At 71.8% G+C, this 19,742-nt stretch carries 18 protein-coding genes; 9 read left to right on the forward strand and 9 right to left on the reverse strand.

Going from position 1 to position 19,742, the window contains the following annotated elements:
* Positions 1 to 169: 169 nt before the first annotated feature.
* The 4 genes from N542_RS0114540 to N542_RS0114555 all read left to right on the forward strand — a co-directional run bounded on the left by N542_RS0114540 (position 170) and on the right by N542_RS0114555 (position 5,738).
* Positions 170 to 2,644: a DNA gyrase/topoisomerase IV subunit A gene (locus N542_RS0114540; protein ID WP_028644552.1), complete on the forward strand. Its 2,475-nt coding sequence runs from the start codon at positions 170 to 172 to the stop codon at positions 2,642 to 2,644.
* A gap of 5 nt (positions 2,645 to 2,649) precedes the next feature.
* On the forward strand, positions 2,650 to 3,378 hold the full coding sequence (locus N542_RS0114545) for an LppX_LprAFG lipoprotein (RefSeq protein WP_051551797.1): 729 nt from the start codon (positions 2,650 to 2,652) through the stop codon (positions 3,376 to 3,378).
* Positions 3,375 to 5,135 (forward strand): MFS transporter, encoded by a 1,761-nt coding sequence (locus N542_RS0114550; protein WP_028644554.1) that lies wholly within the window; start codon positions 3,375 to 3,377, stop codon positions 5,133 to 5,135. The genes N542_RS0114545 and N542_RS0114550 overlap by 4 nt, the downstream gene beginning before the upstream one ends.
* Before the next feature lie 108 nt (positions 5,136 to 5,243).
* Positions 5,244 to 5,738, forward strand: a complete 495-nt coding sequence (locus N542_RS0114555; protein ID WP_028644555.1) for a beta-class carbonic anhydrase — start codon at positions 5,244 to 5,246, stop codon at positions 5,736 to 5,738.
* 1 nt (position 5,739) lies between these two features.
* Here the strand turns inward: N542_RS0114555 and N542_RS0114560 are convergent, their stop codons facing one another.
* Positions 5,740 to 6,459: an SDR family NAD(P)-dependent oxidoreductase gene (locus tag N542_RS0114560; RefSeq protein ID WP_028644556.1), complete on the reverse strand. Its 720-nt coding sequence runs from the start codon at positions 6,457 to 6,459 to the stop codon at positions 5,740 to 5,742.
* A gap of 194 nt (positions 6,460 to 6,653) precedes the next feature.
* On the opposite strand from N542_RS0114560, the gene N542_RS0114565 reads away from it, so the two are divergent.
* Positions 6,654 to 6,866 (forward strand): hypothetical protein, encoded by a 213-nt coding sequence (locus N542_RS0114565; protein WP_155993072.1) that lies wholly within the window; start codon positions 6,654 to 6,656, stop codon positions 6,864 to 6,866.
* Between the two features lie 163 nt (positions 6,867 to 7,029).
* Here the strand turns inward: N542_RS0114565 and N542_RS0114570 are convergent, their stop codons facing one another.
* On the reverse strand, positions 7,030 to 9,018 hold the full coding sequence (locus N542_RS0114570; RefSeq protein WP_197025963.1) for a DNA gyrase/topoisomerase IV subunit B: 1,989 nt from the start codon (positions 9,016 to 9,018) through the stop codon (positions 7,030 to 7,032).
* Positions 9,019 to 9,423: 405 nt separating this feature from the next.
* Here N542_RS0114570 and N542_RS0114575 point away from each other — a divergent pair, with 405 nt between their 5' ends.
* From N542_RS0114575 to N542_RS0114590, 4 genes are all read left to right on the forward strand, one after another.
* Positions 9,424 to 9,648, forward strand: a complete 225-nt coding sequence (locus N542_RS0114575) for a DUF7455 domain-containing protein (RefSeq protein WP_028644559.1) — start codon at positions 9,424 to 9,426, stop codon at positions 9,646 to 9,648.
* Between the two features lie 88 nt (positions 9,649 to 9,736).
* A complete protein-coding gene (locus tag N542_RS0114580; protein WP_028644560.1) occupies positions 9,737 to 10,213 on the forward strand; it encodes a DUF456 domain-containing protein in 477 nt (158 codons plus the stop codon).
* On the forward strand, positions 10,210 to 11,067 hold the full coding sequence (locus N542_RS0114585; protein WP_028644561.1) for a DMT family transporter: 858 nt from the start codon (positions 10,210 to 10,212) through the stop codon (positions 11,065 to 11,067). The genes N542_RS0114580 and N542_RS0114585 overlap by 4 nt, the downstream gene beginning before the upstream one ends.
* 57 nt (positions 11,068 to 11,124) lie before the next feature.
* Entirely contained in the window at positions 11,125 to 12,519 is a 1,395-nt protein-coding gene (locus tag N542_RS0114590; protein WP_028644562.1) for a phytoene desaturase family protein, read from the forward strand.
* Here the strand turns inward: N542_RS0114590 and N542_RS0114595 are convergent, their stop codons facing one another.
* The 7 genes from N542_RS0114595 to N542_RS0114630 all read right to left on the reverse strand — a co-directional run bounded on the left by N542_RS0114595 (position 12,520) and on the right by N542_RS0114630 (position 19,720).
* A complete protein-coding gene (locus tag N542_RS0114595) occupies positions 12,520 to 13,065 on the reverse strand; it encodes a hypothetical protein (RefSeq protein WP_028644563.1) in 546 nt (181 codons plus the stop codon).
* 77 nt (positions 13,066 to 13,142) lie between these two features.
* Positions 13,143 to 14,402 carry a cytochrome P450 gene (locus tag N542_RS0114600; protein WP_028644564.1) on the reverse strand — a complete coding sequence of 420 codons (1,260 nt, stop codon included), beginning with the start codon at positions 14,400 to 14,402 and terminating at the stop codon, positions 13,143 to 13,145.
* Positions 14,403 to 14,478: 76 nt separating this feature from the next.
* Entirely contained in the window at positions 14,479 to 15,732 is a 1,254-nt protein-coding gene (locus N542_RS0114605) for a cytochrome P450 (RefSeq protein ID WP_028644565.1), read from the reverse strand.
* 13 nt (positions 15,733 to 15,745) lie between these two features.
* Positions 15,746 to 17,245, reverse strand: a complete 1,500-nt coding sequence (locus N542_RS0114610) for an RNA polymerase sigma factor (RefSeq protein WP_028644566.1) — start codon at positions 17,243 to 17,245, stop codon at positions 15,746 to 15,748.
* A 137-nt stretch (positions 17,246 to 17,382) separates the two neighbouring features.
* On the reverse strand, positions 17,383 to 18,318 hold the full coding sequence (locus N542_RS0114615) for a hypothetical protein (RefSeq protein WP_028644567.1): 936 nt from the start codon (positions 18,316 to 18,318) through the stop codon (positions 17,383 to 17,385).
* A gap of 277 nt (positions 18,319 to 18,595) precedes the next feature.
* Positions 18,596 to 19,087 (reverse strand): SigE family RNA polymerase sigma factor, encoded by a 492-nt coding sequence (locus N542_RS0114625; protein WP_028644568.1) that lies wholly within the window; start codon positions 19,085 to 19,087, stop codon positions 18,596 to 18,598.
* 63 nt (positions 19,088 to 19,150) lie between these two features.
* The gene (locus N542_RS0114630) at positions 19,151 to 19,720 is read right to left on the reverse strand and encodes an HhH-GPD-type base excision DNA repair protein (RefSeq protein WP_028644569.1); all 570 of its coding nucleotides are present in this window, start codon (positions 19,718 to 19,720) and stop codon (positions 19,151 to 19,153) included.
* Positions 19,721 to 19,742: the final 22 nt, after the last annotated feature.

Genomic DNA, 19,742 nt, shown 5'->3' on the forward strand with positions numbered 1-19,742 from the left:
GTGGTTTCGAGGCTCGTCGCTAGCGCTCCTCACACCTCAACCACCGTGGTCCAGCGCTCCGGCGACCGACGCACGACGTACATCTCAGGCACCGCAGTCCCACAGGTCGGTGGCCGGCGAACGGCGTGCCCCTGACGCATCTGTCCGTGGGAGTTGAAAGAATCAGCCCATGGCAAGGCGCAGCAAGGAGCAGGAGCTCCCCGACGACTTCGAGGAGCACATCCTCGACACCGACATCAAGCACGAGATGGAGACGTCGTTCCTCGAGTACGCCTACTCCGTCATCTACTCGCGTGCGCTGCCGGACGCGAGGGACGGCCTGAAGCCGGTGCAGCGGCGGATCCTCTACACGATGAACGACATGGGCCTGCGGCCCGACCGCGGGCACGTGAAGAGCGCCCGGGTCGTCGGTGAGGTCATGGGTCGGCTGCACCCGCACGGCGACGGCGCGATCTACGACGCGATGGTGCGGATGGCGCAGCCCTGGTCGATGCGGCTGCCGTTCATCGACGGGCACGGCAACTTCGGCTCCCCGGACGACTCCCCCGCGGCCATGCGCTACACCGAGGCCCGGATGGCGCCGGCCGCCGTCGCAATGACCGCCTCGATCGACGAGGACACCGTCGACTTCAAGCCCAACTACGACAGCCGCGAGTTCGAGCCCGGGGTGCTGCCCGCCGCGATCCCCAACCTGGTCGTCAACGGCACCACCGGCATCGCGGTCGGCATGGCGACCAACTGCGCGCCCCACAACCTGATCGAGGTCGTCCAGGCGCTGCGTCACCTGATCACGCACCCCAAGGCCACCGTCGACGACATCATGCGCTTCATCCCGGGCCCCGACCTGCCCACCGGCGGCAAGATCGTCGGCCTGGACGGCATCCGCGACGCCTACGAGAGCGGCCGCGGGTCCTTCCGGATGCGGGCCACCGCGCGGATCGAGGCCATCACCAACCGGCGCAAGGGCATCGTCGTGACCGAGCTGCCGTACGGCGTCGGCACCGAGAAGGTCATCGAGCGGATCAAGACGCTCGTGCAGAGCAAGAAGCTCCAGGGAATCTCGGACATCAAGGACCTCACCGACCGCAACCACGGCCTGCGGCTGGTGATCGAGGTCAAGAACGGCTTCGTGCCCGAGGCGCTGCTCGAGCAGCTCTACAAGCAGACGCCGATGGAGGACTCCTTCGGCATCAACGCCGTGGCCCTGGTCGACGGCCAGCCGCGCACGATGGCGCTCAAGGAGATGCTCGAGGTCTTCCTCGGCCACCGCTTCGAGGTCGTACGCCGTCGCTCGCTCTTCCGCCGCACGAAGGCCGCCGACCGGCTCCACCTCGTCGAGGGCCTGCTGCTCGCGATCCTCGACATCGACGAGGTCATCCAGCTGATCCGGGCCAGCGACAACGCCGGCGCCGCCAAGGAGCGGCTGATGACGGTCTTCGAGCTCAGCGAGATCCAGGCCGACTACATCCTCGACATGCCGCTGCGCCGGCTCACGAAGTACTCCAAGCTCGAGCTCGACAAGGAGCAGGCCGAGCTGCAGCGCACCATCGACGAGCTGGACGCGATCCTCGGCGACGACAAGCTGCTGCGCAAGGTCGTCTCCGACGAGCTGGCCGAGGTGGCCAAGACGTACGGCACGCCTCGTCGTACCGTCCTGCTCGAGTCGTCCGGCACCTCGGTCACGGCGACCGCGGTCCAGCTCGAGGTCGCCGACGACCCCTGCTTCGTCTACCTCTCCTCGACCGGGTTGCTCGCTCGCAGCGCCAACGCGGCGCAGCCCGGCAGCGGCGGTGGCCGGGCCAACCACGACGTCGTGGTCTCGGCGGTGCGCGCCACCGCCCGCGGCGAGATCGGCGGGCTGACCAGCAGCGGTCGGCTGGTGAAGATCGGGGTGCTCGAGCTGCCCCAGCTGCCCGACACCGCCAACGACCCCCACCTCGCGGGCGGGCTCCAGGTCAGCGAGATCCTCTCGCTCGAGCCCGGTGAGCGGCTGCTCGGCCTCTGCACCCTGGCCGCCGACGGCCCGGGACTCGCCCTCGGCACCCGTCAGGGCACCGTCAAGCGGGTCAACCCGGAGGTGCTCGGGCGCGACGAGTGGGAGGTGATCCGGCTCGCCGACGGCGACGAGGTCGTCGGCGCAGTCGAGCTCACCACCGGCCGGGAGACCCTCTGCTTCGTCACCTCCGACGCCCAGCTGCTGCACTTCGGCGCCGACGGCGTACGCCCCCAGGGCCGCTCCGGCGGCGGTATGGCCGGCGTCCGGGTCGCGGCCGGCGAGCGCGTCGTCTGGTTCGGCACCGTCGACCCCGACGCCCCCGAGGGCTCGGTCGTCGTCACCTCGTCGGGGTCGTCGACCGCGCTGCCCGGCACCGAGCCCGGCGCCCTCAAGGTCGCGCCGTTCTCGGAGTACCCGCCCAAGGGCCGCGCGACCGGCGGCGTCCGGTGCCACCGCTTCCTCAAGGGCGAGGACACGCTCGTCTTCGCCTGGGTCGGTACGGCGCCCGCCCGCGCCGCGGCCGCCAGCGGCTCCCCCATCGACCTGCCCGAGGCGACCGGCAAGCGGGACGGCTCGGGCATCCCTGCCAGCCAGCCGATCGTGGCCTGCGCCGGACCGGTGGCCGCGCGGGTCCGTGTGGAAGGCTGACCCCCGTGCTCACTGCCGCTCGTCGCCGTCATCGTGCCGCCGCTGCTCTCCTGGCCGGCGCCCTGACCGCCGTCCTCCTCACCGCCTGCAGCTCCGACGGAGGTGGTGGCGGCGGCAGCAAGTCGGACCCGACGCCCGAGGAGGTGTTCGCGGCCGCCAAGAAGACGCTCGACGAGACCAGCGGCGTCAACCTGACGCTCAGCACCGATGACCTGCCCGACGGCGTCACCGGCGTGGAGAAGGCCGAGGGTGTCGGCACCCACGCCCCGGCCTTCGAGGGCTCGATCACCGTCGTCCTCTCCGGGCAGGCGTTCCAGGTGCCCGTCGTGGCGGTCGACGCCAAGGTCTACGTCCAGCTGCCGCTCACCACGGGCTACCAGGACATCGACCCGGCCGAGTACGGCGCGCCCGACCCGGCCAAGCTCATGAGCACGGACGCCGGCTTCTCCTCCCTGCTGCCGGCGACCACGGAGGTCGAGAAGGGCGAGAGCGTCCGCGGCGGTGCGGACAACAAGGAGATCCTGACCGAGTACACCGGGAAGGTCCCCGGCGACGTGATGAAGAACGTCATCCCGACCGCCGCCGGTGAGTTCGACGCGACGTACACGATCAACGACGACGACGAGCTCCGCAGCGCCGAGCTGACCGGCGTGTTCTACCAGGACTCGAAGCCGATGACCTACACCGTCACCTTCGAGGACTACGGGACCACGAAGGACATCACCGCGCCGTGACGCGCTCGGCGCAGTGGCTGCTGGGCCTGGCCGCGGTGGCCGTGGCCTTCGCCGCCGCGGACACGTACGTCGTCGTCCTGGCCCTGCCCGACATGATGGCCAGCGTCGGGGTGCCGGTCGAGCAGCTCCAGCGCGCCGCGCCGATCGTCTCGGGCTTCCTGCTCGGGTACGTCGCGATGCTGCCCCTCATCGGGCGGATCGCGGACCTGCGCGGCCGGGTCCCGGTGCTCGTGGCGGCGCTGCTGATCTTCGCGCTCGGCTCGCTGGTCACGGCCCTGGCCTACGACATGCCCACCATGGTCACCGGCCGGTTCCTCCAGGGCGTCGGCGGCGGCGGGCTCGTCCCCGCGACCCTCGCCCTGGTCGCCGACCTCTACCCGGCCGAGCGCCGCGGCGTGCCCCTCGGCCTGGTCTCCGCCGTCCAGGAGATCGGCAGCGTCGTCGGCCCGCTCTTCGGGGCCCTGGTGCTCGCCGTCGCCGACTGGCGCGCGATCTTCTTGGTCAACCTCGCCGTCGGACTGGTCCTGGCCGCCGGGATCCATCGGCTCGCGGTGGTCTCGAGGCTGGGCGCCGCCGACACACCCGCCCGGAGCCGGCTCCGCTTCGACTGGCTGGGGCTCCTGCTCGCGCTGGTCACCCTGGTCGCCGGCGTGCTCGTCTTCGTCCAGCCCAGCCAGCTGATGCGCGACCTGACCTACGGCCAGCTCTTCATCCCGATCACCGGTGACGGCCGCTGGCTGACCCCGCTCGGCGTGACCGCGATCGGCGCCTTCGCGCTCCTGCTCCTGCGCTGCTGCACCGCCCGCCGCCCGCTCCTCGACATCCCCGACTGGGTCCGCACCGTGCGGGAGGCCGACGTGCTCGGCGCCACCCTGCTCGCGCTCGCCCTGGCCGGCGTCATCCTCGCCTTCGCGACCGCGGACCCCAAGGTGCAGGTCTTCTCCGACCAGGGGCTCTGGTACCTCCTCGGCGCCGCGCTCGCCGCCGTCGCGTTCACGCTGCACCTGCGCCGGACCGACCGGCCCCTGGTGCCGCCCGGCGCGCTGCGCCGTACGCCGGCGTGGGGAGCCATGCTGGTCAGCTTCTTCATCGGCGCGGCACTGATCGCGGCCCTCATCGACATCCCGCTCTTCGCCCGCACGACCGTCTACCCGGGCTCGCAGCTGATGGCGGCCCTGGTGCTGGTGCGCTTCCTGGTCGCACTGCCGGTCGGCGCCGTGGTCGGCGGCTACCTGACCCACCGGCTCCCGGCCGGGGCGGTCACCGCGGGCGGGATGGCGCTGGCCGCGATCGGCTTCCTGTGGATGGCGACCTGGGGGCTGACGACCCTGGAGAGCCCGGTCGCCACCCTGCCGCTGGTCATCGGCGGCTTCGGCTTCGGTCTCGCGCTGGCCCCGGTCAACGCGGCCGTGCTGGCCAGCACCGACGACGACGTGCACGGCCTGGCCAGCGCCTTCGTGGTCGTCTCGCGGATGGTCGGGATGCTGATCGGCATCTCCGCGCTGACCACCATCGGGCTGCGGCGCTACTACTCCGAGCAGGCCGACGTGCCCTCGGTGCGCGACGTCTGCGACGGCGGCAGCCGGTGCAAGGAGTTCACCCACCTGCTCAAGGTCGCCGGCATCGCCCAGGAGCAGACCGTCTTCACCGGTGCCGCGGTCTGCGCCGTGATCGCCGGCGTGCTCGCGCTCGTGCTCTTCCGGTCGGCACCCACCCGCGCGATCGCGACCCGCGACCTGCTGCGGTCGGCTGGCTGAGGGCGCCGCCGCCCCGACACGCCCGGCGCGACGTCGTACGCACGGCCGCGCGTCTCGCTCGGCCACCATCGCCGGAGCCGCCGGCGGGTCTCCGCTATCGTCGCGCTCGTGGACGACTTCGACGACCTGCTGGCCGCCAACCGTGAGTACGCCGACAGCTTCACCCTGTCGGGCTTCGACGGCGTGGCGCACGCCGGCGTCGCCATCGTGACCTGCATGGACTCGCGGATCGACCCGCTCCGGATGGTCGGTCTGGCGCCCGGTGACGCCAAGATCTTCCGCAACCCCGGTGGCCGGGTCACGCCGCAGGCCCTCGAGGCGCTGGTGCTCGGCGTGCACCTGCTCAACGTCGAGCGGATCCTCGTGGTCCCCCACACCCGCTGCGCGATGGCCTCCAGCACGGAGGCCGAGCTGCACGCGCGGGTCGGCGCCTCCGCCGGCCAGGACGCGTCCTGGCAGCCCTTCCACGTCGTGCTGGACCAGGCCGCCGCCCTCGCCGAGGACGTCGCCAAGGTGCGCTCGCACCCGCTGATCCCCGACACCGTCAAGGTCGGCGGGTTCCTGTACGACGTCGACAGCGGCCTGTTGGACCGGCAGCTCTGACTCAGCAGGCGGTGCCGCGGTCGACCGAGAGCACCGCGCCGGTGACCGAGGCGGCCGCGTCCGAGGCGAGGTAGGCCACGGCGTCGGCGATGTGGCTGGGCGGCATGAAGCCGTAGCGGGCGCCGGCGGTCTCCATCAGCAGTGCCCAGTCCAGGTCGGCGCCGGCGTGCTCGGCGGCCGCGTTGGTCGGCAGGTCGGTCTGCACGCCGCCCGGGCAGACCGTGTTGACCCGGATGCCGTCGGCGGCGAGCTCGAGCGCGAGCGACTTCATCAGCATGATGACGCCGCTCTTCGACGCGCAGTACGCCGCCTGGTAGGGCTGGGCGCGCAGGCCGGCGATCGACGCGATAGTGACGATGTTGCCCCTGCTCGCCCGCAGGTGCGGCAGCGCGGCGTGGCTGACCAGCATCGGGCCGGTCAGGTTCACCCCGAGGTGCCGCTGCCAGGTCGCGACGTCGAGGTCCTCGAACCTGCGGAACTGGTCGATGCCGGCCACGTTGACCACGACGTCGAGTCCGCCGAGGCGCTCCGCCGCGGTGGCGACCGCTGCCCGGACCGAGACGTCGTCGCTGACGTCGCAGGCCAGTACGTCGCCGCCGGCGGCCAGGTCGAGCCCGACCACCGCGGCGCCCTCACCGGCCAGCAGCTCGACCGTGGCACGCCCGACCCCGCCGGCCGCGCCGGTGACCAGTGCCCGCTTGCCCCCGAACCGTCCGACCATGTCCGCCCCCTGTGCTCCTGGCGTCGCCGTCGACGCACCGGGGAGACCGTAGCCGCACGCGGCATCCTGCGACGGCCGAACAGGTCAGGCCGCGACCCGACCTGCCGATGGGACCCACAGGCCTAGGAGGACCACCGACGGCAGGGAGGCCGGCACAGATGGCGGACTACAACGTCCTGACACACTCGGACATGGTGACGGCAGGACGCGGCCACTACCGGGGACGGGCGATCCGCCCCCCGGAGCACCACTACATCGAGGCCACGATGATCGAGCTCACCACCAACCAGAGCTACGAGTTCGTCAACATCGTCCCGGCCTGGGGCGACCGCGAGCCGCTGTACATCTTCACCTCGCACCTGGTCCTGCGCGACCAGGAGGAGAAGCACCGCCTCAGCGAGGTGTGAGACCCGCGGTGTCGTCGTACCTCAGGCGTCGAGCGGGGTGCCAGCTCCTACGTACCGGCACCGCTGTGCGGCCCGCGATGTCGTCGAGACACCCGGATCGGCTGTCGATCGGGCGGCGCGGCAGCCACCTGGGGTGTCTCGACGCTCGGTCACCGCCCACGGCTCACGCGTCGAGCGTCTCGACATCCACCTCGTAGGCGCCCTGCACGATGAACTCCTTGCGCGGGGCGACGTCGGAGCCCATCAGCAGCTCGAAGATCCCGGTCGCGCTCTCGGCGTCGTCGACGGTCAGCCGCCGCAGGGTGCGGTGCCGCGGGTCCATCGTCGTCTCGGCCAGCTGGTCAGCGTCCATCTCGCCCAGACCCTTGTAGCGCTGCGGCTGGTCCTTCCACCGCAGACCCTTCTTCTTGAGCTCGGCGAGCTTGCGGTGCAGCTCGTCGTCGGAGTACGTGTAGATGTACTTCTCCATCCCCTTCTTCGGGTTGGAGAGCTCGATCCGGTGCAGGGGCGGGACGGCGGTGTAGACGCGGCCGGCGCTGATCAGGTCGGGCATGTACTTGTAGAAGAGCGTCGCCAGCAGGCACCGGATGTGCGCGCCGTCGGAGTCGGCGTCGGCCATGAAGATGATCCGGCCGTAGCGCCGCGCCTCGAGCTCGAAGGTGCGTCCGGACCCGGCGCCGACGACCTGGATGATCGAGGCGCACTCGGTGTTCTTGAGCATGTCGCCGACCGACGCCTTCTGGACGTTCAGGATCTTGCCGCGGATCGGCAGCAGCGCCTGGAACTCGGAGTTGCGGGCCAGCTTCGCCGTACCGAGCGCCGAGTCACCCTCGACGATGAAGAGCTCGGTCTTCTCGTTGTCGGCGGCGCGGCAGTCGGCCAGCTTGGAGGGCAGTGCCGAGGACTCCAGCGCGTTCTTGCGCCGCTGGGTCTCCTTGTGCTGGCGCGCCGCGATCCGGGTCTTGGCCGCACCGGCGACCTTCTCCATGACCAGCTTGGCCTGCGCCTTCTCCGCCCGCTTGGTCGACGTCAGGAACTGCTTGAGCTCCGCCGCGACGACCTTGCGTACGACGGTCCGCGCCGCCGGCGTGCCGAGGATCTCCTTGGTCTGCCCCTCGAACTGCGGCTCCGCGAGGCGGACCGTCACGACGGACGTCATGCCCTCCATGACGTCGTCCTTGATCACGTCGTCGTCGTTGACCTTGAGCACCTTGGTCGCCTTCATGGCGTCGTTGAAGGTGCGGGTGACGGCGGCCTCGAAGCCGCTCACGTGCGTGCCGCCCTTGGGCGTCGCGATCACGTTGACGAAGGAGCGCAGCACGGTCTCGTAGCCGGTCCCCCACCGGACCGCGACGTCGACGTGGAGCTCGCGCAGGACCTCCTGCGGCGTCATGTGGCCCTGGGCGTCGAGCATCGGCACGGTCTCGGTGAAGGTGTCGGAGCCCTGGAGCCGGACGATCTCGGTGACCGGCTCGTCGGGGGCCAGGAAGTCGGCGAACTCCGCGATGCCGCCGTCGTGGCGGAACTTCTCCTCGCGCGGCGTCTCGCCCCGCAGGTCGCGGATCACGATCTCGAGCCCGGGCACGATGAAGGACGTCTGCCGGGCCCGGCCGATCAGGTCCTCGAAGACGAAGTCGGCGTCCTTGGTGAAGATCCGCCGGTCCGGCCAGAAGGTGATGCGGGTGCCGGACCTGCCCTTGGCGACCCGGCCGCCCTTGCGCGTGAGCCCGGACCGCGGCTCGAACGGCGCGTCCGGCCCCGGGCCGGTGAAGACGCCCGGTGCGCCGTGGCGGAAGGAGAGGCCCTGCTCCGACGGCGCGCGCTGCACGTCGATGTCCATCCGGGCCGAGAGCGCGTTGACGACCGACAGTCCGACGCCGTGCAGACCGCCGGTGGCGACGTACGAGCCGCCGCCGAACTTGCCGCCGGCGTGCAGCTTGGTCGCCACGACCTCGACGCCGGGGAGCCCGGTCTTGGGCTCCTTGTCGGTCGGGATGCCGCGGCCGTCGTCGTGGACCTCGGCGGAGCCGTCGGGGTGGAGGGTCACCTCGACGCGGTGCGCGGCCCCGGCCAGCGCCTCGTCCACGCCGTTGTCGATGATCTCCCACAGGCAGTGCATCAGGCCGCGGGTGTCGGTGGAGCCGATGTACATGCCGGGCCGCTTGCGCACCGCCTCCAGCCCCTCGAGGACGAGGAGGTGCGCGGCGTTGTACGTGTTGTCGATCGGGGGGCTCCTGGAGCTCGGAAATCCAATTGTTACGTCCGCTCCGAATCTACCTGCGACACGCCGGAGGACGATGTAGGCACGCCTGCCAGGGGCGGGTCTAGCGTGATCAGGACTTCCCCGGGTCAGGCACGATCGAACACCACCCTGTTAGACCAGTAGCGAAATCTCTCCACGCTCAGGCTCTCAACGCATGGAATTCTGCCGATGAGGGAAACACAGCATGATTGGATGACGTGTCGGGCACCACGCGGCACCTGCACCAAGGTGGGAATCTTGGAGCCAGTGGCTACGTTGAGCCAGATACCGAGGCACGAAGAGAAAGAGGCCGATGTGACCACTGCACTAGCCCCCAACACCGCAGCGCTCAGCGCCGTGGACCGTTGCGACCGTTGCGGCGCCCAGGCCTACCTCCGTGTGGAGCTCCAGTCGGGGGGTGAGCTGCTCTTCTGCGCTCACCACGCCCGCGAGCACGGAGACAAGCTCAAGGAGATCGCCGCCAACGTCGTCGACGAGACCCACAAGCTCGCGCCCACGCCGCCCGCCGTCACCGACTGACGTAGGTCACCCGACCTCCGCCACACTCTCCGAAGCGGCCCCAGACACGATGTCTGGGGCCGCTTCGCATGTGTGACAGGGTGCTGCCGTGACCACCACCACCGCGATCGCCGCCCTCCTCGTCGCGGTCGGGCTGGTGGGCATCCTGGTGCCGATCCTGCCGGGGTCGGTGCTGGTGGTCGCCGGCATCCTGGTGTGGGCATGGGCGACCGGTGGCGCCGCCGCCTGGACCGTCTTCGCGGTCGCGACGGCACTCGTCGTCGCCGGCGCGGTCGTCAAGTACGTCGTACCGGGTCGTCGGCTGCAGGTCGCGGGGATCCCGCCCGCGACCCAGCTGGTCGGGGCCGTCGTCGGCGTCGTCGGCTTCTTCGTGGTCCCCGTGGTCGGGCTGTTCCTCGGCTTCGTGCTGGGCATCTACTTGGCCGAGCTGGTCCGCGTCGGCGGCAAGGAGGCGTGGCCCTCGACGGTCCACTCCCTCAAGGCGGTCGGGCTGAGCATCGTCATCGAGCTGCTGGCCGCCTTCGCCGCGACCGTCGTCTGGGTCGCCGGGGCGGTCGCGACATGAGCATCCTGCTGTCGCTGCTCGCGGCTGCGTCGTACGGTCTGGGCGACTTCAACGGCGGGATCTTCTCCCGCCGCGGCGGCGCCTGGGCGGTCTCGCTCGTCGCCCAGCTCTCCGGCACCGCCCTGGTGCTGGTGCTGGTGGCGTTCGACGGCGGCTCCCCCACCGCCGCCGACTTCGCCTGGGCGGTCCTGGCCGGCGTCGGCAACGGCTTCGGTACGGCGTTCCTCTACCGCGGCCTGTCGTCCGGGCGGATGGGCGTGGTGGCCCCGGTCTCCGGCGTCGGCGCGGTGCTGGTCCCCGTCGTGGTCGGCGTGCTCACCGGGGAGCGACCCGGGGCGCTGGTCTGGGTCGGCGTGCTGCTCGCGCTCCCCGCGATCTGGCTGGTCTCCCGCGAGCCGCTGGCCGAGCCGCTGATCGAGCCGCTGCCCGGCCCGACCGAGAGCCCGGGCTCGGGCATCGTCGACGGCGTCCTGGCCGGCCTGGGCTTCGGCGCGCTCTTCGCCAGCCTGGCCCAGGTCCCGGCGGAGGCGGGCTTCCTCCCCCTCGCGCTCAACCAGCTCATCGCCGGCGGCGCGATCATCGTGGTCGCGCTCACGCTGCGCCAGGACTGGGTCCCGCGCAACCGCTACGCCCTCGGTGGGGCCATCAGCGGCGCCCTGGGCGCCCTGGCCACCGGCCTCTTCCTGGTCGCCACCCACCACGGCTACCTGACCGTGGCCGCGGTCATCACCTCGCTCTACCCCGCGTTCACGGTGCTGCTCGCCGCCACCGTGCTCCGCGAGCACGTGCACCGCACCCAGGCGGTCGGCCTGGCGCTGTGCGCCGGGGCGGTCGTGCTCGTCGCCGCGGGCTGAGGGGCGCCCGCCCGGTCGAAGACGGCACGGGGTTGCGTCGTACGGCAGAGTCGAGGCATGAGTCCTCCCGGCGGCGACGCCGACGCTGTCGTCGTCGGCTCCGGGCCCAACGGGCTGGCCGCGGCGGTCACGCTCGCGCAACGGGGGCTGCGGGTCACCGTGCTCGAGGCGTACGACGAGATCGGCGGCGGCACCCGCACCGCCGAGCTCACGGTGCCGGGCGTCCAGCACGACATCTGCTCCGCCATCCACCCCTTCGGCGTCGGCTCGCCGTACCTCTCCTCGCTCCCGCTGGCCGACCACGGCCTGGTCTGGCGGTGGCCGGAGATCGACCTGGCCCACCCGCTCGACGACGGCACCGCCGGGGTCATGGTGCGCGACCTGGACGAGACCGGCGCCGGCCTGGGAGCCGACGGCGACCGGTGGCGCTCGGTCTTCGGCCCGCTCGGGCAGCACTTCGACGAGCTGGCGCCGGACCTCCTCGGCCCGGTGGTGCACCTGCCCCGGCGTCCCGTGCTGATGGCCCGTTTCGGGATGCGGGCGGCGCTGCCGGCCACCGTGCTCGCTCGCGCGTTCCGCACCGACGCGGCACGCGGGCTCTTCGCGGGCTGTGCGGCGCACGTCTGCCGCCCGCTCGACCGGCCGACCACCGCCGGCATCGGCGCGACCCTGATCGCGGCGGGTCACCGGCACGGCTGGCCGGTCGCCGAGGGCGGCTCGCGAGCGATCACCGACGCCCTGGCCGGCCTGCTGCGCTCGCTCGGCGGCGAGATCCGGACCGGCGTCGAGGTGCGCTCGCTCTCCGACCTGCCCGGGTCGCGGATCACGATGTTCGACACGACCCCCACCGCGTTCGCCGACATCGCGCGCCTGCCCCGGCCGCGGTGGCGCTACGGCATGGGGGCGTACAAGCTGGACCTGGCCGTGCGCGGCGGGGTGCCGTGGACCGCGGAGGCCTGCCGCCGGGCCGGCACCGTCCACGTCGGCGGGACCCTGGAGCAGATCGCCGAGGCCGAGGCCCAGGCGGCCCGCGGCGTGATGCCCGAGCGGCCGTTCGTGCTCGTGGGGCAGCAGTACCTCGCCGACCCGACCCGCTCCGCCGGCGACGTGCACCCGATCTGGGCCTACGCGCACGTCCCGCACGCGTACGCCGGCGACGCGACCGACGTGGTGCTCGACCAGCTCGAGCGCTTCGCGCCGGGCCTGCGCGAGCGGATCGTGGCGATGCACGTCACCGACCCGGCCGGGTTCGCGGCGTACAACCCCAACTACGTCGGCGGCGACATCGCCTCGGGGGCGGTCACGGTGCCCCAGCTCGTACGGCGCGCGCCGTACCGCACGAGGGTGCCGGGCGCCTATCTGTGCTCGTCGTCGACCGCCCCCGGCCCGGGCGTGCACGGGATGTGCGGCCACCTGGCCGCCCGGCAGGCGCTGGCGGCCCTGGGCGGCTGATCAGCTGCTGGCGAGCCAGGCGGTGTAGGAGCGCCGGGCGCCGAGCCAGTCGGTGATCGGGTGCGAGGCGTCCCACTCGTCGCGCATCAGCACGGCGATCCGCGCCCGGGCCGGTGACCCGAGACAGGTCCGTGAGCCGACGAACCGCAGGCGGTTGTGGGCGAAGTCGAGGCGCACCCGGTGACCGCAGGTCAGCGGCTCGCCGACGACCCGCCCGTGGCGCACCCGCATCAGCTGGTAGTCGGTGCCCTCCTGGAGCCCGCTGACGAGCCGGAACTCGGCGCCCGGCCGGCTCGAGCGGGTGTCGATGCCGATGGTCAGGCTCGCGGGCCCGCCGTCCGAGCGACGCCGCAGGTCGGTGAACCTGACGGTCACCGCCAGCGTCCGGGCACCGTGGTCGACCTTGACCGCGCGGATGTCGGTCAGCGAGGCGGCGGCGTCGGCCGGGTCGGCGTACCTGCGTTGCTCCGCCTGGGCGGCCGGCGCCGCGACGAGCGTTGCGCCGAGAGCGGCGGCGGTGAGTGTGGCGACGATCGCGAGCTTCATCTGTCCTCCGGACGTCGGGGTCTGCCTCTTCAGACTCCTGGAGTGCCGGGAAGGTTGCAAGCGGGTTGCGGCGTGTCTCAGGCGGTGTGGACCGGCACGCTCCGCGGACCACGCACCAGCGGCATGGTCCGCATCCGGGTGGCGCCGGCTCGTCGCAGCCTCGGCATCCGCTGCGCCAGCGCCTGGAGGACGGCGGTGCCCTCGAGCTCGGCGATCGGTCGACCCACGCAGCGGTGGATGCCGCTGGAGAAGGCCAGGTGGTCGAAGACGTCGTCGCGGGACAGGTCGAAGACGTCGGGGTCCCCGAAGACCGCCGGGTCGCGGTTCGCCCCGCCGATCAGGACGTTGACCCACTGCCCGCGGCGGATCGGCTGCCCGGCGATCTCGGTGTCGTCGAAGGAGACTCGACCGGTGCGCTGGACGGGCGCGTCGTAGCGCAGCGACTCCTGGACCGCCGCGTGGGCCAGCGCCGGGTCGGAGACCAGCAGGGCCCACTGGTCGGGGTGGTCGAGCAGCGCGTTGACGACGTTGCCGACTAGGTTGACGGTGGTCTCGAACCCCGCGATGAGCAGCATCCGGCACAGCGGCACCAGCTCGACGGCCCGGATCTCGGCGTCGCCGTCCCCCTCCGCGGCGAGGAGGACGCTGATCAGGTCGTCGCCCGGGTCGGAGCGCCGACGCTCGATGATGTCCTCGAAGAGACGCACCATCGCCGTGGCGGCCACCGAGACGTCGCGGGCCTGACGCAGGGAGCGGAAGCCGGCCGCGGCGCCGCCGAGGGTCTCGCCGTACGACGCCAGCACGGCGCCGTCCTCGGCGGGGATGCCCAGCAGCCGGTTGATCACCGCGACCGGCAGGGGCTCGGCGAGCGCGGGCATCACGTCGAAGGTCGCCGTCCCGCCGACGTCGTCGAGGAGCCCGTCGACGGTCTCCTCGATCATCTTGGTGAACTCCGCCAGCCGGCGCGCGCTGAGCACGGGCGCCACGAGCCGCCGCAGCCGGGTGTGGTCGGGCGGGTTGTGGGTGAGGAAGGAGCGGTCCAGCGCGGGCTCCGGTGGGGCGGCACCCTCGGGCTCCACCCCGAAGCGGCGATCGCGCAGGAGCTGCTTGCAGATCGCGTGGTCGGCCGAGGCGAGGTGGCCCGACGGCGTCGTCACGAAGGGGCCGGCCGCGCGGATCCGGTCGTAGATCGGGTACGGGTCACCGGCGCCGATCGCGTTCAGCCGGGCGACGTCGTCGTGGCGCAGGTGCGCGTCGATGAGCCCGCGGACGCGGCCGCCGTACAGGTGCGTGGTGAAGCGAGCCGCCTGCCGCAGCTGCTGGGACGAGACCGCCACGTCGCGCGTCAGCCTCGGGGCCGGTGGGCTGCGGCGGGAGGGCGGTGCTTGAACACGAAACCAAGCGTACTGACGCTCAGCTCGCTCGCACCGGCAGGCTCAGCGGTCCGCGGATCAGCGTCGCGTTGCGGCGTCGTACGGGGCCGGCGCGGCGCAGCCCCGGCATCCGCTCGACCAGCAGGCGCAGGGCCACGGTCGCCTCCAGCTCGGCCAGCGGACGGCCGACGCAGTGGTGGATGCCGCTGGAGAAGGCCAGGTGCTCGGCGCCGTCGGCGCGGGTGAGGTCGAAGACGTCGGGGTCGTGGAAGACGGCCGGGTCGCGGTTGGCCCCGCCGAGGAGCACGTTGACCCACTGCTCGCGGCGTACGGCGTACCCGCCCAGCTCGACGTCGTCCCAGGAGGCGCGAGCGGTGCGCTGGACGGGCGGGTCGAAGCGCAGCGTCTCCTGGACCGCGGCACCGGCCAGGTCGGGGTCGGCCACCAGCAGCGCCCACTGCTCGGGGTGGTCGAGGAGCGCGTTGACCGCGTTGCCGATCAGGTTGACGGTCGTCTCGAACCCGGCGATCAGCAGCAGCCCGCACAGCGGCACCAGCTCGGCCGGGTGGACCACGTCGTCGGCCTCGGCCGCCACCAGCGCGCTGATCAGGTCGTCCTGCGGATCGGCCCGGCGGCGTGCGAAGAGGTCCTCGAAGAGCGCCTCCAGGTCCCGGTTGGCCGCCATCACCTGGCGGGCGTGGCGCAGGGACCGCAGCCCGGACAGCGCGCTGCCGAGCGCCATGCCGTACCTCATGAACGCATCGCCGTCGGCGTCCGGGATCCCCAGCAGGTCGGTGATCACGGCGATGGGCAGCGGCGCGGCCAGCGCGGGGACCAGGTCGATCTCGTCCGCCGCGGCGGCGTCGTCGAGCAGGCCGGTCACCGTCTTCTCGACGGCGCCGCGGAAGTCGGCCATCCGGCGCGGGCTGAAGGCCGGTGCGACCAGGCGTCGCAGCCGCGTGTGGTCGGGCGGGTTGCGGTCCAGGAACGAGAGGTCGAAGTCGTGCGGCGGGCCCTGGCCCTCGGGCTGCACGCCGAAGCGCCGGCTGCGCAGGATCTCCTTGCACAGCGCGTGGTCGACGGTCGCGAGGTTGCCCATCGGGGTGACGACGAACGGTCCCTGCGAGCGGAGCTGCTCGTAGATCGGGTACGGGTCGTCGCGACCCGGCGCGAACCGGAGCCGGGCGAAGGGGATCCGCCGTACGTAGGCCTCGTAGGCGCCGCGCGCCTGCTCGCCGTACAGCTGGGACGCGAAACGGGCCGCGCTGCGCAGCTGCGCAACCCGGCCCGTCATCGGCGTGCTGGACTCAGTCGAGGTAGTCGCGCAGGACCTGCGAGCGCGACGGGTGCCGGAGCTTGGACATCGTCTTGGACTCGATCTGGCGGATCCGCTCGCGGGTCACGCCGTAGACCTTGCCGATCTCGTCGAGGGTCTTCGGCTGGCCGTCGGTCAGGCCGAAGCGCATGCTGACGACGCCCGCCTCGCGCTCGGAGAGCGTGTCGAGGACGGCGTGCAGCTGCTCCTGCAGGAGGGTGAACGACACGGCGTCGGCCGGGACGATCGCCTCGGAGTCCTCGATCAGGTCACCGAACTCGGAGTCGCCGTCCTCACCGAGGGGCGTGTGCAGCGAGATGGGCTCGCGGCCGTACTTCTGGACCTCGATGACCTTCTCGGGGGTCATGTCGAGCTCCTTGGCGAGCTCCTCCGGGGTGGGCTCGCGGCCCAGGTCCTGGAGCATCTGGCGCTGCACGCGGGCCAGCTTGTTGATGACCTCGACCATGTGCACCGGGATGCGGATGGTGCGGGCCTGGTCGGCCATGGCGCGGGTGATGGCCTGCCGGATCCACCAGGTGGCGTACGTCGAGAACTTGTAGCCCTTGGTGTAGTCGAACTTCTCGACCGCGCGGATCAGGCCGAGGTTGCCCTCCTGGATCAGGTCCAGGAAGAGCATGCCGCGACCGGTGTAGCGCTTGGCGAGCGAGACGACGAGACGCAGGTTGGCCTCGAGGAGGTGGTTCTTGGCGCGCTTGCCGTCCTCGGCGATCCACTCGAACTCCTCGGCGAGCTTGCCGCTCATCTTGGCGCCCTTGGCGATCTTCTCCTCCGCGAAGAGGCCGGCCTCGATCCGCTTGGCGAGCTCGACCTCCATCTCCGCGTTGAGGAGCGGGACCTTGCCGATCTGCTTGAGGTAGTCCTTGACCGGGTCGGCGGTCGCGCCGGCGACCATGACCTGCTGCTCGGGCTCGTCGGTGTCGTCGGCAGCGGAGACGACGAACGTGGCGGACTTCTCGTCCTCCTCGATCGTGGGGTCGGCCTTGACGTCCTTCTCGAACTGCTCGTCCGGGACGTCGGGGAGGATCTTCTTGCCGTCGGGGCCCACGACGGCGTCGGTGACGACGACCTCGACCACGGCCTCGCCGTCGGCGCTCGCCGCGGTCTTCTTGGCGGCGGCCTTCTTGGCCGGCGGCGCCTTCTTCGCGGGAGCAGCAGCCTCCGGCTTGTCGGCGGCGGCCTTCTTGGCCGGCGCCGCCTTCGTGGTCTTGGCGGTCGTCGTCTTGCGGGTCGACGTCGCCGCGACGGCGCGGGTGGTGGCCACCGGCAGCGCCACGGAGATCCCGAGCGAGCTCAGGTGTCCGAGCAGCGCCTTGAGGTGACGAGGCTCGACGGCCGCGTCCTCACTGGCCTGCCGGACCTCCTCGGGGGTGACCGAACCGGTCGGCGTCCCCCGCTCGATCAGGGTCACGACAGCCTCGTGGGTCAGCACTTCGGCGGGGAGCAGCTTGCGCGCGTTCGAGGACACGAACACCTCTCGTCAACGACGGTCAAAACAGATCTTGGGCGCGGCCCGTCCCGGAGACGTCAAGAGCCGCGTTCGTCATTCTGCCACGCACTCCCAACGAATCGGGCAACCGGGCCGTGCGTGGGCGAGGTTCAGCCCTTCGATCACCCGCTCTGCGGTAGGACCAGCGGCCCCATCGCAGGCACATCGGCCACCGGCTCGCACGTCAGTGCGACTACATCGCAGCGCGCAAGCTCGTTGGTCCTCTTCCGCCGAGAAACCAGCAGGAGGGTGTCGTTCGACTCCCACGCGGCTATCCGCCACTCGTCCGTCGACTCCGGCAGCGGCAGCCGAGCCGGTTCTCCGCCGTCGGGGCCGACGAACGAGACCGCTTCCGGGTAGAGGTCGTAGGCATAGATCGTGCCGTCCTCGTTCCAGGATCCGTCGGAGGCCTGCGGTACCTGCCGGGTCGAGCTGAAATGCCCCGAGCCGTCGACGCGCACGAGGGTCGCGGGTCCCGAGGAGTCGGGCCCGGAGTAGGCGATGCCCCCCGGCCACGCCGGGACTCCTCCCATGCTCGCCCCGTCAGCACCGACCTCGGCGACCGTGATGGTTCCTTGCCGTGGGTCCCACAGCGCCGGTGGGTTCCGGTCGGTGTCGTAGAGCACCAAGCGGCCATCGTCGGTGTATCCCTGTATCTGAGGAACCCCGACCGCGTCCCCCTCGCAGCACTCCACGTCCGCCGTCTGCGGGAGCGACGCGGAGACTCGCCCTCCCTCGAGGTCGTAGTCGACCAGCAAGAGATCCAGTCGTGATGCCGACAGCCCGGACACGTTCGGAAGTGGATGGGACGCCACGGTCTCGACCCACGCGACGTGGGTGCCGTCCGACGAGATGACCGGATCGCTCGCGTAGGGGTGCCCGGCCGGGAGGGGACGGAGCGGACCGTCGCCACGGATGACTCGATAGACAGGCTTGCGGAACGAGACCAGGGTCGTGCCCCCGCGGAAGGCGATCTCCGGCTCGGACGGCATCGGGTAGGTCGTGCTCCCCACGTGCAGCACGCCGTCGCTCCACCACGGCACGTCGGTGTCCGGCACTGCGGGGAGTGCTGCGGTCGTCGGGGACGGGGAGGTCGAGCTCGTCGGCGTGGGCGACGGGCCGGCCGGTCGCGGCGCGGCGTCGGGCGAGTGACCGACCAGGGTCGCAGTCACGCCGACGGCCACTACCGCGACAACGACGGCGGCACCCGAAAGGATCCCGTGCCGTCGCGTCCGCTCACGTCGCCCGAGCGCGGCAACGCCGGGGACGTTGATCGTAGGTGTCGCCGCAGCGTGCTCGACCTGTGTCAGCTCGCGGCGCAGCCGGTGCTCGAGGTCAGTCATTGCCTCGTCCTTCCTGGTCGGCCATGCGCTGGCGCAACGTCGCGAGTGCCGCGGCGGCGGTGGACTTCACGGTCCCGGGTGCACATCCGAGCGCGTGGGCGATATCGGCCTCGCTCAGGTCGTTCGCGTACCGCAGCACGATCACCGCCCGTTGGCGCGGCGGCAGGGCGCGCACGTGCGGCCACAGCGTGAGGGCCGTGTCGACCTCTGGATCGCGCATCGCGACGTCGGGCGGCGAGCTGACCAGGTGCTCCCGGGTGTGGCGCGCCGGCCGGCGCCCCGAGATGTAGGCGTTGACCAGCACCCGCCGCGCGTAGCCCTCGACCGACTTCGCCCGGGCGGCGCGGGACCAGGACACGAACAGCTTCACCAGCGACACCTGCACGAGGTCCTCGGCGTCGGCCCGCGACCCCGTGAGCAGGTAGGCGGTGCGGAAGAGCGCCGGCCCTCGGGCCGCAACGAACTCCTCGTAGGAAGCGCTCACTGCGCTTCCTTCCACTATCTCGACACTCACAACAACTCAGACGCCGCCGGTGCTCGGTTCGGTTCAGCCTGCCTGCGCCTTCGCTTCGGCCTTCTTGGCCTTCTTGAAGTCGCGCACCTTCTGCAGGCTCGCGTCGTCGACGACGTCGGCCACCGAGCGGTAGCCGTCCTCGGCGTACGCCCCGACGACGGCCTCCCAGCCCTCCGGGCGCACGTCGAGCTGCTTGGCGACGAGGGCGACGAAGATCTGCGCCTTCTGCTTGCCGAAGCCGGGCAGCGCCTGCATCCGCTTGAGGAAGTCGCGGCCGTCCTTCGCCTCGGTCCAGATCCGCTCGGCGTGGCCGTCGTACTCGTCCTCGACGATCCGGGCGAGCTCCTGGAGCCGCGCCGACATCGACCCGGGGAACCGGTGGATCGCCGGCGTCGTCGAGCAGAGCGTCGCGAACTCCTCCGGGTCGGCGGCCGCGATCCGCGCCGGGTCGAGGGTCCCGAACCGGTCCAGCACCTTCGCGGGCCCCCGGAACGCGTGCTCCATCGGGTACTGCTGGTCGAGCATCATGCCGACCAGCAGCGCGAACGGGTCGTCGGTCAGCACCTGGTCGGCGGCAGCGTCGCCGGTGATGTGGATCGCCATGGGACCAGCATGCCTGACCCTC

The organism is Nocardioides sp. URHA0020 (genome assembly GCF_000620705.1).
Classification (GTDB): domain Bacteria; phylum Actinomycetota; class Actinomycetes; order Propionibacteriales; family Nocardioidaceae; genus Nocardioides.

Coding starts and splice junctions, on each gene's coding strand:
- N542_RS0114540 (WP_028644552.1), top strand. CDS start 170: ATGGCAAGGCGCAGCAAGGAGCAGGAGCTCCCCGACGACTTCGAGGAG.
- N542_RS0114560 (WP_028644556.1), bottom strand. CDS start 6,459: ATGGTCGGACGGTTCGGGGGCAAGCGGGCACTGGTCACCGGCGCGGCC.
- N542_RS0114595 (WP_028644563.1), bottom strand. CDS start 13,065: ATGAAGCTCGCGATCGTCGCCACACTCACCGCCGCCGCTCTCGGCGCA.
- N542_RS0114630 (WP_028644569.1), bottom strand. CDS start 19,720: ATGGCGATCCACATCACCGGCGACGCTGCCGCCGACCAGGTGCTGACC.
- N542_RS0114605 (WP_028644565.1), bottom strand. CDS start 15,732: ATGACGGGCCGGGTTGCGCAGCTGCGCAGCGCGGCCCGTTTCGCGTCC.
- N542_RS0114585 (WP_028644561.1), top strand. CDS start 10,210: ATGAGCATCCTGCTGTCGCTGCTCGCGGCTGCGTCGTACGGTCTGGGC.
- N542_RS0114570 (WP_197025963.1), bottom strand. CDS start 9,018: ATGTACATCGGCTCCACCGACACCCGCGGCCTGATGCACTGCCTGTGG.
- N542_RS0114590 (WP_028644562.1), top strand. CDS start 11,125: ATGAGTCCTCCCGGCGGCGACGCCGACGCTGTCGTCGTCGGCTCCGGG.